Origin of the sequence: Kitasatospora terrestris (assembly GCF_039542905.1) — a bacterium.
In the GTDB taxonomy this organism is placed as follows: Bacteria; Actinomycetota; Actinomycetes; order Streptomycetales; family Streptomycetaceae; genus Kitasatospora; species Kitasatospora terrestris.
In genome coordinates, this window is record NZ_BAABIS010000001.1 from 7165702 (window position 1) to 7177796 (window position 12095).

6 protein-coding genes and 1 pseudogene are annotated in these 12095 nt (G+C 70.5%); 4 read left to right on the plus strand and 3 right to left on the minus strand.

Features of this window, described 5'->3' with window-relative positions; all coding sequences use genetic code 11:
- Positions 1–253 precede the first annotated feature (253 nt).
- From ABEB06_RS32880 to ABEB06_RS32890, 3 genes are all read left to right on the plus strand, one after another.
- Complete coding sequence (locus ABEB06_RS32880; protein ID WP_345700559.1) at positions 254–1873, plus strand: sigma-70 family RNA polymerase sigma factor; 1620 nt, start codon at positions 254–256, stop codon at positions 1871–1873.
- A 295-nt stretch (positions 1874–2168) separates the two neighbouring features.
- A complete protein-coding gene (locus ABEB06_RS32885; protein WP_345700560.1) occupies positions 2169–4547 on the plus strand; it encodes a non-reducing end alpha-L-arabinofuranosidase family hydrolase in 2379 nt (792 codons plus the stop codon).
- A gap of 257 nt (positions 4548–4804) precedes the next feature.
- Positions 4805–5533 carry a hypothetical protein gene (locus ABEB06_RS32890; RefSeq protein WP_345700561.1) on the plus strand — a complete coding sequence of 243 codons (729 nt, stop codon included), beginning with the start codon at positions 4805–4807 and terminating at the stop codon, positions 5531–5533.
- Positions 5534–5774: 241 nt separating this feature from the next.
- On the opposite strand, the gene ABEB06_RS32895 is transcribed toward ABEB06_RS32890, so the two are convergent.
- Both ABEB06_RS32895 and ABEB06_RS32900 read right to left on the minus strand, forming a co-directional pair.
- Positions 5775–7202, minus strand: coding sequence for a non-reducing end alpha-L-arabinofuranosidase family hydrolase (locus ABEB06_RS32895; RefSeq protein WP_345700562.1), 1428 nt, complete (start codon positions 7200–7202; stop codon positions 5775–5777).
- A 166-nt stretch (positions 7203–7368) separates the two neighbouring features.
- Positions 7369–8832 (minus strand): annotated as a pseudogene (locus tag ABEB06_RS32900) (glycoside hydrolase family 10 protein); the annotation flags it as partial.
- A 454-nt stretch (positions 8833–9286) separates the two neighbouring features.
- Between ABEB06_RS32900 and ABEB06_RS32905 the strand changes: the two are divergent.
- On the plus strand, positions 9287–10633 hold the full coding sequence (locus tag ABEB06_RS32905; protein ID WP_345700564.1) for an extracellular catalytic domain type 1 short-chain-length polyhydroxyalkanoate depolymerase: 1347 nt from the start codon (positions 9287–9289) through the stop codon (positions 10631–10633).
- A 138-nt stretch (positions 10634–10771) separates the two neighbouring features.
- On the opposite strand, the gene ABEB06_RS32910 is transcribed toward ABEB06_RS32905, so the two are convergent.
- Entirely contained in the window at positions 10772–11941 is a 1170-nt protein-coding gene (locus tag ABEB06_RS32910; protein WP_345700565.1) for an endo-1,4-beta-xylanase, read from the minus strand.
- Positions 11942–12095 lie beyond the last annotated feature (154 nt).

Sequence of the window (12095 nt, forward strand, 5' to 3'; positions counted from 1 at the left end):
CGACCTGTCCGCCGCTCCTCCCCCTGCCCGGGCGGGGCGGTGGGCCCACCCGGTGGCCGGGGCGCGGAGCGAAGGGGCAGGCGGCACCGGTCTCGGGGCTGCCGCTCCGGCAGCCCCGAGGGGCCTCGTCCCGGAGCAACCCGGCCGCGCCGGGTTTTGGCCGGGTCCGCTGCCGACGCTAGGGTGTGGCGCCTTGACGCGACGGCGCGTCAGCGCCGCACTCGGCGGCGGACTCCCCTTGAGCGAGGTGGGGATGGGGCTCATCGACACGGACCGCACGGACCTGGTGGCCGCGGCACGGGCGGGGGACGAGCGGGCGCGCGAGGACCTGCTCGCCGCGTACCTGCCGCTGCTCTACAACATCGTCGGGCGGGCGCTGAGCGGCCACGCCGACGTGGACGACGTCGTCCAGGAGACCCTGCTGCGCGTGGTGCGGGACCTGCCCGCCCTGCGCGAGCCGGAGAGCTTCCGGTCCTGGCTGGTGTTGATCGCGCTCCGTCAGATCAGCACCCACCGGCACCGGCAGCGCGTCGTCGCGGACCGGCGCGCGGTGATCGAGGAGGCGGAGCGGATACCGGACGCCCACGCCCGCCTCGAGGACCTGACGATCCTCAGGCTGCACGTGTCGGACGAGCGGCGCCAGGTCGTGGAAGCCGGCCGCTGGCTCGACCCGGACCACCGGGCACTGTGGGCGCTCTGGTGGCAGGAGGGCGCCGGCGCGCTGAGCCGTGACGAGATCGCCGCCGCGACGGGGCTCACCGCCGCCCACGTCGGGGTGCGCCTGCAACGCATGCGCGAGCAACTGGACCTGAGCCGGACGATCGTGGCCGCGCTGAACGCCGACCCGCGCTGTCCGCAGTTGGACGGGACCGTTGGCGGCTGGGACGGTCTCCCGTCGTCGGTGTGGCGCAAACGGATCGCGCGACACACCCGGGAGTGCCCGCTCTGCGCCCCGACGGCGGAACGTATCCCGGCCGAGCGCCTGCTGCTCGGTGTCGCACCGCTGGTGGTCCCGGTCGGGCTGCTCGCCGCGCTGGTCGCCAAGGGTCTGCTGCCGGGGGCGGCGGCCGCGGGCGCCGCCGGGGCCGGCTTCGGCTCGGTCGCGTCCGCCGCCGTCGGGCCGCCCGTCGCTTTCGGCTCGGCCGGGTCGCCCGTCGCCGCCGGCACGGCGACCGGGGGAGCCGGTCTGCACGGGCCGCTGGTCGCCAAGCTCTCCGCGGTGACCGCGCATCCGCTGGCCGCGCTCGGCACCGCGGCGGTGCTCGTCGCCGGGGCCGCCACCACCTACGCGGTCTGGCCCGAACAGGGGCCCCGGCAGCCCGCTGTCACCGCCGCCCCCACGGGCGGCGCGCAGGCCCCGGTGACTCCGTCCGCCGGACCGTCCGCCGTTGGTCCGTCCGCCGGTCCGTCCGCCGGTCCGTCCGTAGTGCCGGCTGTCGTCCCGTTGGGCGTCCAGTCGTTGGAGGCGGTGGACCAGCCCGGCCAGTACCTCACGTACACCGGTGACGTCGCGACCCTCGGCCGGGTCGACGCGTCCAGCAGCCCCCAGGCCCGGCAGCGGGCCGCCTTCACGGTGCTGGCCGGCCTGGCCGACCCGCGGTGCGTCACCTTCCGGGCCGCCGACGGCCGTTACCTGCGCCATCGGGACCTGCGGCTGCGGCTGAGCACCGACGACGGCAGCGAACTGTTCCGTGAGGACGCCACCTTCTGCCCGGAGCCCGGATCGGTCGCCGGGTCGGTGACCCTGCACGCGCACAACTACCCCGGGTCGGTCCTGCGCCACCGCGACGGCGGCATCCGGCTCGACGGCTCCGACGGCACCCCGGCCTTCGCCGCCCAAGCCTCCTTCCTCGTGCGCGGCGCCCGGCCGTGACCGGGACGACCGGACGACCGGGCCCGGCGTAACGCTTTTCGCCTGCGAGATGCATCACCGGGAAATCCTGTGCGCGGCGCCGATTTTCCGTTACGGACCTGCGGGTCCGGAAGCCTCCTCATTGTGTGGGGCACTCGTCCCGCCGACCGACTGGCCGGTGTGGCGGGTGCCCCGACATTCCCATCGAGGCATCCCGGAAGAGAGCCACCCGCATGACGCGACACACCCACCGACCCCCGACCGAGGGGCACGCCGCTGCGGCGCCCCGGACGACCCGCGGTTCCCGAGGAGAGTCATGAGGGGCATGCACCGGCTCAGCCGGCGCCGCAGGGTGGTGGCGACAGGGACCTCGGCCGCCGCTCTGGTGGCCGGTGTCGTCGCGCTCCTCCCCGAATCCGCAGGAGCGGCCGCGCTGGGCACCCAGGCCGCCCCGTCCGGCCGGTACTTCGGTACGGCGGTGGCCGCCGGGCGGCTCGGCGACTCGGCGTACACCGCGATCGCGGACCGGGAGTTCAGCATGGTCACCCCGGAGAACGAGATGAAGTGGGACGCCGTCGAGCCCTCCCGCAACAACTTCACCTTCGGGGCCGCCGACCGGATCGTCGACCGGGCCTCGGCACACAACCAGCGGATGCGCGGCCACACCCTGGTCTGGCACTCCCAACTGCCCGGCTGGGTCGGGACCATCAAGGACGCGGCGGGCCTGCGCAGTGTGATGAACAACCACATCACCACCGAGATGTCGCACTACAAGGGGAAGATCTACGCCTGGGACGTGGTCAACGAGGCGTTCGAGGACGGCGGCAGCGGCAAGCACCGCAGCTCCGTCTTCCAGGACGTGCTGGGCGACGGCTTCATCGAGGAGGCGTTCCGCACCGCACGGACCGCCGACCCGGCGGCCAAGCTCTGCTACAACGACTACAACATCGAGAACTGGACCGACGCCAAGACCCAGGGCGTCTACCGGATGGTCAAGGACTTCAAGTCCCGGGGCGTGCCGATCGACTGCGTCGGCTTCCAGAGCCACTTCGGCAGCGGCGGGGCACCGGCCGGCTACCAGAACACGCTCGCCAACTTCGCCGCACTGGGCGTGGACGTCCAGATCACCGAGCTGGACATCGCCCAGGCCCCGGCCACCCACTACGCCAATGCGGTCAACTCGTGCCTGGCGGTCGCCCGTTGCACCGGCATCACGGTCTGGGGAGTTCGGGACAGCGACTCCTGGCGCGGCGGCGAGAACCCGCTGCTGTTCGACAGGAGCGGCAAGCCCAAGGCGGCGTACACCGCCGTCATGAACGCCCTCAAGGCGGCCCCCGGCACTGGTACGGACACCGGCGCGGGCGGCGGGAACACCACCGGCCAGATCAAGGGCGTCGCCTCCGGGCGGTGCATCGACATCAACGGCTTCAGCAGCGCCAACAACACCCAGGCCCAGCTGTGGGACTGCAACGGGCAGACCAACCAGCGCTGGACCTACACCGCCGACAAGCAGCTGACGGTCTACGGCAAGAAGTGCCTGGCGGCCAAGGACAAGGGCACCGGCAACGGCACCGCGGTGGTCATCACGGACTGCACCGGCGGCGACGACCAGCGGTGGAACGCCAACGCGGACGGCTCGATCGCCGGCGTCCGGTCCGGGCTCTGCCTCGACGCCGTGGGCGCGGGCACGGGCAACGGCACCAAGATCCAGCTGTACACCTGCTGGTCCGGCGGCAGCAACCAGAAGTGGACCGGCCTGTCCGGGACGACCCCGACCACGCCTCCGACCGGGACGTGCGCCCTCCCCTCGACCTACCGCTGGACCTCCACCGGAGCACTCGCGCAGCCGGCCAACGGCTGGGCGGCGGTGAAGGACTTCACCGACGTCGTCTACAACGGCAAGCACCTGGTCTACGCGTCCAACGTCAACGGCTCCTCCTACGGCTCGATGATGTTCAACCCCTTCACCAACTGGTCGGACATGGCCACCACCGGCCAGACCGGCATGAACCAGGCCACCGTGGCACCCACCCTGTTCTACTTCGCACCCAAGAACATCTGGGTCCTCGCCTACCAGTGGGGCGCCTGGCCGTTCATCTACCGCACCTCCAGCGACCCCACCAACCCCAACGGCTGGTCCGCGCCGCAACCCCTGTTCACCGGCAGCATCCCCGGCGCCGCCCCCATCGACCAGACCCTGATCGCCGACGGCCAGAACATGTACCTGTTCTTCGCCGGTGACAACGGCAGCATCTACCGGGCCAGCATGCCCCTCGGCAACTTCCCCGGGAACTTCGGCTCCTCCTACACCACCGTCATGACCGACACCGTGAAGAACCTCTTCGAAGCACCCCAGGTCTACAAGGTCAAGGACCAGAACCAGTACCTCATGATCGTCGAAGCCCGCGGCGCCAACGAGCAGCGCTACTTCCGCTCCTTCACCGCCACCAGCCTGGGCGGCACCTGGACCCCCCAGGCCGCCACCGAGAGCAACCCCTTCGCCGGCAAGGCCAACAGCGGCGCCACCTGGACCAACGACATCAGCCACGGCGACCTCGTCCGCACCAACCCCGACCAGACCATGACCATCGACCCCTGCAACCTCCAACTCCTCTACCAGGGCAAGTCCCCCACCGCCACCGGCCCCTACGACCAGCTCCCCTACCGGCCGGGCCTGCTCACCCTCCAGCGCTGACCGGATCCCTCCCACCCGACCCGCAGAACCCCGGCCGACGAACGGCCGGGGTTCTCCGGATCATGGGGAGAGACCGGCCGGGCCGGTTCCTGGCGTCGGGGTACTGACTCCTGTGCCCGGGCGGGTGCGAAGTCGCGGGCTCTGCTGCCGATCTTGCGACACTGGAGGCGTCCGATCGGTCCAAGCGCCGGCTTGGGCCCGGCCGAGCGTGGGGAGGCCGGCCCCGATCTGTCATCGCGGAGCCGTAGGCTCTCGCCATGTTCTCCCGACCATCGGCGGGGGCGCGCGGCCCCTATGACGCGGCGTTCCTGCCCCGGCTGACGTTGACACTCCGGGCGGCGGACGAGCCCGTCACCGCGCCGGTCGCGAAGCTCGGTGGCGAGCCGGTCTGGCTCGAAGAGCCCTGCTGGCCAGTCGATCCGGTCACTGGCCACCCCCTGGTGTTCATCGGCCAGTTTCCGGTACCCGGGGACGAGCTCCGGCTCGCGTACCTCTTTGTCGGAGAGGACGGCCGCATCATGGGCGGCCTCGGCCCGCAGGACGGTGACGGCCTGCTGCTCGTGCAGCCTGGCGGCCGGATCCCGCCGTTCGCGTCCATCGGAAGTACCGACACCCGCGGTCGGACCCTGTGGCGGTGGGGCCCCGACGAAGAGGAGATCCCTGTCGAGTTCCATGTGGACTTCGCGACAGCGCCGGACCACCTTGAGCGGCAGGTGGCCCGCGATGTGGCGTGGGAGGCGTTCATGCGCGGCGACAGTCCTGACGACGTCGACTTCTTCGGCGCCGACCTGGTGGAGTATCTCGGCGGGACCGCGTCGTTCCCGCACACAACAGCGCAGGTCGAGGAGCCGTGGCTCTTCTTCATCCGGCTTCAGGACAGCCCTGACGACGGCGACAGGTACTTCCTCAACTTCGGATACGGGTACGGCTTCGGCTTCCTCAGCCCCGACCGGTTGGAGGGACGCTTCTACTGGGAGTCTTCGTGACACGGGAAGGCGGCCTGAGCCATGAGCGATCTCGTTACTGCAACCGCAGAACGCTGGGAGCACGGCTCTCGAAGATCTCGACGAGCTGGTCGGCGTCCCTCCGGGATGCCTCGGACCGCGCGCGCCGGAGCCGTCGGCCGCGCAGAACCGCAGAAAGCGCCCCGCGACGGTTCGCGGCGGCGGCTTGGGGCTCGGCACAGGAAGGATCCCCAGCCGACGGGCGGCTGGGGATCGGGGCGGATCAGCGCTGGAGGGTGAGCAGGCCCGGGCGCCAGGGGAGCTGGTCGTAGGGGCCGGTGGCGGTGGGGGACTTGCCCTGGTAGAGGAGTTGGAGGTTGCAGGGGTCGATGGTCATGGTCTGGTCGGGGTTGGTGCGGACGAGGTCGCCGTGGCTGATGTCGTTGGTCCAGGTGGCGCCGCTGTTGGCCTTGCCGGCGAAGGGGTTGCTCTCGGTGGCGGCCTGGGGGGTCCAGGTGCCGCCCAGGCTGGTGGCGGTGAAGGAGCGGAAGTAGCGCTGCTCGTTGGCGCCGCGGGCTTCGACGATCATGAGGTACTGGTTCTGGTCCTTGACCTTGTAGACCTGGGGTGCTTCGAAGAGGTTCTTCACGGTGTCGGTCATGACGGTGGTGTAGGAGGAGCCGAAGTTCCCGGGGAAGTTGCCGAGGGGCATGCTGGCCCGGTAGATGCTGCCGTTGTCACCGGCGAAGAACAGGTACATGTTCTGGCCGTCGGCGATCAGGGTCTGGTCGATGGGGGCGGCGCCGGGGATGCTGCCGGTGAACAGGGGTTGCGGCGCGGACCAGCCGTTGGGGTTGGTGGGGTCGCTGGAGGTGCGGTAGATGAACGGCCAGGCGCCCCACTGGTAGGCGAGGACCCAGATGTTCTTGGGTGCGAAGTAGAACAGGGTGGGTGCCACGGTGGCCTGGTTCATGCCGGTCTGGCCGGTGGTGGCCATGTCCGACCAGTTGGTGAAGGGGTTGAACATCATCGAGCCGTAGGAGGAGCCGTTGACGTTGGACGCGTAGACCAGGTGCTTGCCGTTGTAGACGACGTCGGTGAAGTCCTTCACCGCCGCCCAGCCGTTGGCCGGCTGCGCGAGTGCTCCGGTGGAGGTCCAGCGGTAGGTCGAGGGGAGGGCGCACGTCCCGGTCGGAGGCGTGGTCGGGGTGGACGACAGGCCGCTCCACTGCTGGTTGCTGCGGCCGTTGCAGGTCCAGATCTCCACGGCGGTGCCGTTGGCCGTGCCCGAGCCGGTGACGTCCAGGCACAGCCCGGACTCGACGCCGACGATCGAGCCGTCCGCGTTGACCTTCCACTGCTGGTTGGCGCCACCGCTGCAGGTCCAGATCTGCACCCGGGTACCGGCCGTCGTGGCGTGGCCGGGAACGTCCAGGCACTTGTTGCCGTAGACGGTCAGCTGGCCGCTGTCGGTCGCCGTCCAGAGCTGGTTGGCACCGTTCCAGCAGTCGTAGATCTGCACCGGTGCGCCGTCGCTCTGGCTGGCGTTCGCCACGTCGAGACACCGGTTGGACCCCACACCGCGCAGGGCGCCGGTGGTGGCGGCCTGGGCCGGGTTGGCGACGAGCACCGTCGCCAGGGCCGCCACGGCCGCGAGCAGCGCTGTGAACAGCACGGTCAGCCGACGGTGGTTGGAACGTCGTCTGCGCACGGGAACCTCCTGAGAGTAGGGATGTCTGCCACACGGCTTCTGTTGGCGCTCACATGCGCGGCCGCCGTGAGCGCGCGCACGCCCGACGCGGGTCAGTGCCCGGGATGGTGCCGGATTCCGTGGTCCTCATCGGTCTGCTGCGGCGCCGCCCCGGTGGCTGGGCTCACCTGAGGGTCCAGTGCTGGTTGGCGCCGCCGGTGGAGTCCCAGATCTGGACGGGGGTGCCGTTGGCGGTCTGGCCTCCCGGGGTTTCCAGTGCCCGGCCGCTGGCGACGTTGGTGAGGGTGTAGGAGCCGTCGCTGTTGCGGGTGGCCTTCCAGTGCTGGTTGGCGCCGCCGTTGGCGTCCCAGACCTGCATCCTCGTCCCGTTGGTGGTCCTGCCCCCGGGTTCGTCCAGGACGCGGCCGCTGGCGATGTTGGTGAGGGTGTAGGAGCCGTCGCTGTTCTGGCCGGCGCGCCACTGCTGGTTGGCGGCGCCGCTGGCGTCCCACACCTGGAGGACGGTGCCGTTGCCGTTCTGTCCGGCGGGCTCGTCGAGGACGCGTCCCGCTGCCACGTCGGTGAGTGAGTAGGCGGCCCCGGAGACGATGCCGCCGCCGGTGCTGCCGCCTCCGCCGAGGGTGGCGAGCGTGGCGCTGTAGGCCGGCTTCTTGTTGCCGTTGTTGTCGAAGAGCAGGGGGTTCTCTCCGGTGCGCCAGGAGTCGCTGTCGCGGATGCCCCAGACCGTGATGCCGGTGCAGCGGGGGACGTCGAGGCAGGCCTGGACGGTGGCGGTGTAGGCGGTGGGGGAGGCCTGGGCGATGTCGAGCTCGGTGAGCTGGACGTCGACGCCGAGGGCGGCGAAGTTGGCGAGGGTGGTCCGGAGGCTCGCCGGGGGGCCGCCCGCGCCGAAGTGGCTCTGGAAGCCGACGCAGTCGATCGGCACGCCCCGGGACTTGAAGTCCTTGACCATCCGGTAGACGCCCTGGGTCTTGGCGTCGGTCCAGTTCTCGATGCTGTAGTCGTTGTAGCAGAGCTTGGCCGAGGCATCGGTGCTGCGGGCGGTGCGGAAGGCCTCCTCGATGAAGCCGTTGCCCAGCAGGTTCTGGAACACCGAGGGGCGGTGCTGGCCGCTGCCGCCGTCGGCGAAGGCCTCGTTGACCACGTCCCAGGCGTAGATCTTCCCCTTGTAGTGGTTCATCTCGGTGGTGATGTGGTTGTTCATCACGGTGCGCAGGGTGTTCGCGTCGCCGATGGCATTGACCCAGTTGGGGAGTTGGGAGTGCCAGACCAGGGTGTGGCCGCGCATGCGCTGGCCGTGGGCGGTGGCGTGGTTGACGATCGCGTCGGCGGGGGCGAAGTTGAACGATCCGCGGGACGGTTCGACGGTGTCCCACTTCATCTCGTTCTCCGGGGTGACCATCTTGAATTCCCGGTCGAGGACGGTGGCGTACGTCGCGTCGCCCAGCCTTCCGGCAGCCACCGCGGTGCCGAAGTAGCGGCCGCTCCCGGCCGCCGCGTCGCCGAGGGTGCCTGCCCCGGCGGCCTGCGCGGCGGGGACGGGGACGAGGGCGGCGATCACGCCGACTGCGGTACAGGCAGCCGGCGCCAGAACGTTGCGGAGACGGGTTGTTCCGTTGAGCCAGGGCATGACGGATCGTTCTCCTTGGGTGGGGGGAGTCACGCGCCGGGAGAGGCTGGGCGTGCCGGCGGTCGTGCGAGCGCGGGTGTTCCGCCGGGTGGCGCGCGGAGTGGGGTGGGCGGGGGCTCGAGGGAAGGGGTGGGCGCCGGGCCCTCGAGCACTCCTGTTAGCGCTAACAAACTTTCTGCGGGGCAAGCCTCTCCAAGTTTGCCTCGGTGAAATCTGTATCAGGCATTGCCAGTTGTCAATACTCCGCGCAGCGGTCAACCCGCAGCCGGGGCGACGGCCCGGGGGTCCGGGCCGCCGGGGCGGCCCCGGGCCTTCGGAGGCTGTCGCTCCCTCCCACCGGGCGTTCGCTGCACGGTTGTTGACGCCGGCGACCGACTGGCACGAGTATCGTTGACGTTTCATCCGTGGTGGCGCCGGAACCTTCTCACGCTCATGCAATCGACGGAGAGGTCCCATGTCCCGATCCCGCTCGTTCGTGTCCAGGCTGATCGGCGTCATCGCCGTGGTCGGCCTCGCGGTGGGCCTGAGCCTGCAGGCGGCCCCACGGGCCGCTGCCGCCTCGCTCACCCAGGTCACGAACTTCGGCACCAACCCGACCGGCCTGCTGATGCACGTGTACGTGCCGGCCGGCGTCAAGCCCAACCCGCCGATCCTGCTGGCCCTCCACGGCTGCCAGGGCACGGGCCCCTACATGTACTCGAGCACCGACTTCGCCTCGCTCGCCGACCAGTACGGGTTCCTCGTCATCTACCCCTCGACGAGCCCCAGCGGCAGTTGCTGGGACGTCTCCTCGGACCAGGCGCTGACCCGCAACGGCGGCAGCGATCCGGTCGGGCTGATGTCGATGATCACCTACGCGGAGCAGCACTACGGCGGCAACGCCAACGCCGTCTACGTCACCGGGGAGTCCTCGGGCGGCATGATGACCAACGTCATGCTCGCCGACTACCCCGACGTGTTCAAGGCCGGCGCGGCCTTCATGGGAGTGCCCTACCACTGCTTCGCCACCGGAACGGTGCGCGGCTGGAACTCGGCCTGTGCGCAGGGCCGGGTGTCCATGACCCCGCAGCAGTGGGGCGGCCTGGTGCGGAACACGGCCTACCCCGGCTACACCGGTCCGCGGCCGCGCGTGCAGCTCTGGCACGGGACCGCCGACACCATCCTGAACTACAACAACTTCGGTGAAGAGATCAAGCAGTGGACCGACGTCCTCGGCGTGAGCCGGACGCCGTCGGCCACCGACACCCCCGCCTCCGGCTGGACCCGGACCCGGTACAACAACAGCGCCGGCACCACCCAGGTCGAGGCGTACAGCATTGCCGGAGCCGGGCACCAACTGCCGGTCCAGGGAGCGGGGATGGCCGCCAACGCGGTCCACTTCATGGGGCTGGACGCGGCCTCCTCGGGGAGCACGACAGGCGCGCTGCGCGCGGTGGCCGCGGGCAAGTGCCTGACCGACCCGAGCACGACGGCGGGGACCCAGCAGCAGATCTCCGCCTGCGGCGGCGGCGCGAACCAGACCTGGACCCGAACGGCGTCGAACCAGCTGACCGTGGCCGTCGGTGGCAGCACGCTGTGCCTGGACGCCAGCGCCAAGGGCACCACCAACGGCACCAAGGTCATCGTCTGGTCCTGCAACGGGCAGCCCAACCAGCAGTGGCAGGTCAACCCGAACGGGACCGTCACCGGAGTGCAGTCGGGGCTCTGCCTGGACGTGGCCGGGCTGGGGACCGCCGACGGCACCCCCGTCCAGCTGTGGAGCTGCAGTGGCGGCACGAACCAACAGTGGTCGATGGGGTGACCCGTCGGCCGGCCCGCCGGGCGCCCACGGGGGTGGCGCCCGTGCGGGCCGGCCGCGCGTGCCGGGGGCCGGCTGCCGCAGGTGTGCCGGACCGGAGGCCGCCGGACCTTCCGCCGGGCCGCGGAGCCGGTGGGGGAGCTACTTCCTGCCGCCGTCGTGACGCGCGCTGTCGGCGGCCAGGGCGAGGTCCTTCCGGAGGGCGAAGTAGGCGGGCTTCGGCCGCATGTCCACGTCGTAGAGCAGGCCGTAGCCCGTGCCGCTGAACGTGCCGGGGATCCACGAGTCGCCGTCGTACACGCCCCAGGCGGTGAACGAGACGCACTGCCGGACGAGTTGGCAGGCCTTCAGCATCTCGGAGAACTCGTACGGCTGGGCGAACGCGGCGAGCTGGCTCGTCGGCACCTGCTCCGTCGCGTTGTTCACGAAGGTGCGCACGTCGGCCTCGGTGACGGCGACCTTCAGGCCCAGGTCCGCGTAGGACTGCAGGTCGGCCTGGAAGCGCTGGGGGTCGAATCCGTACTGGGTGTCCAGGTGGCCCTGCTCGCCGATGCCGTCGATCGGCACGCCCTGGGCGAGGAGCCGCTCGACGTAGTCGTGGACCGCGGTGAACTTCGCGTTGCTGCCGTCCTGGCCCGCGATGTTGTAGTCGTTGTAGAACAGCAGGGCCTTCGGATCCGCCTGGTGGGCCCAGCGGAAGACGTCGGCGACGATGCCCTCGCCCAGGTGCCTGATCCAGAAGTCTTCGCTGTTCAGGCCGTTGGGCAGAGCCTTGTCCCAGGAATTGGCGAAGACCTCGTTGACCACGTCCCACTGCCAGACCTGGCCGCGGAAGTGGCCGACCTCGTCCGTGACGTGCCGATGGAGGATCTCGCGCAGCTGCGGGTCGCTGATGGTGCCGTTGTCGACCCCGGTGGTGAGCCAGGCGGGCAGCTGGTTGTGCCACATCAGGGTGTGGCCCCGGACCGACTGCCCGTGCTGCCGGGCGAATTGGACGAGCTGATCGGCCGGCCGCCAGTCGTGGGCGCCCCGGGTGGGCTCCACCGCCTCCCACTTCATGGCGTTCTCCGGCGTCACCACCGAGAACTGGTCGGCGACGATGTCGGTGTAGTTCCGGTCGGAGCCCAAGTGGGCCATGTCGACGGCCGTTCCGATGCCCAGGCCCTGATGGGCGCCGAGGGCGCGCAGCGAGTCGCCGGCCGCGGACGGCCTCTTGTCCCCGGCGTCTCCGGCGGTCGCGACCGCGGAGGGGGCGAGCAGGAGAACGGCGGCTGCGGCTACCGCGGCCCCCAGCTGACGGCGTAGTTGCACAGTGGACTCCTCGTGGCTGCCAAGGGATTTCGAAAGTTTCGAAATCTCTGCGAATGATTCGGAAGCTATCTGTGCGGATATTCTCCAGTCAATGGTCGTGCGTCCGGAAGCAGTTGAGGGGCCTGGGGTGGCAGTCCGGGCCTGGGAAGGTCAT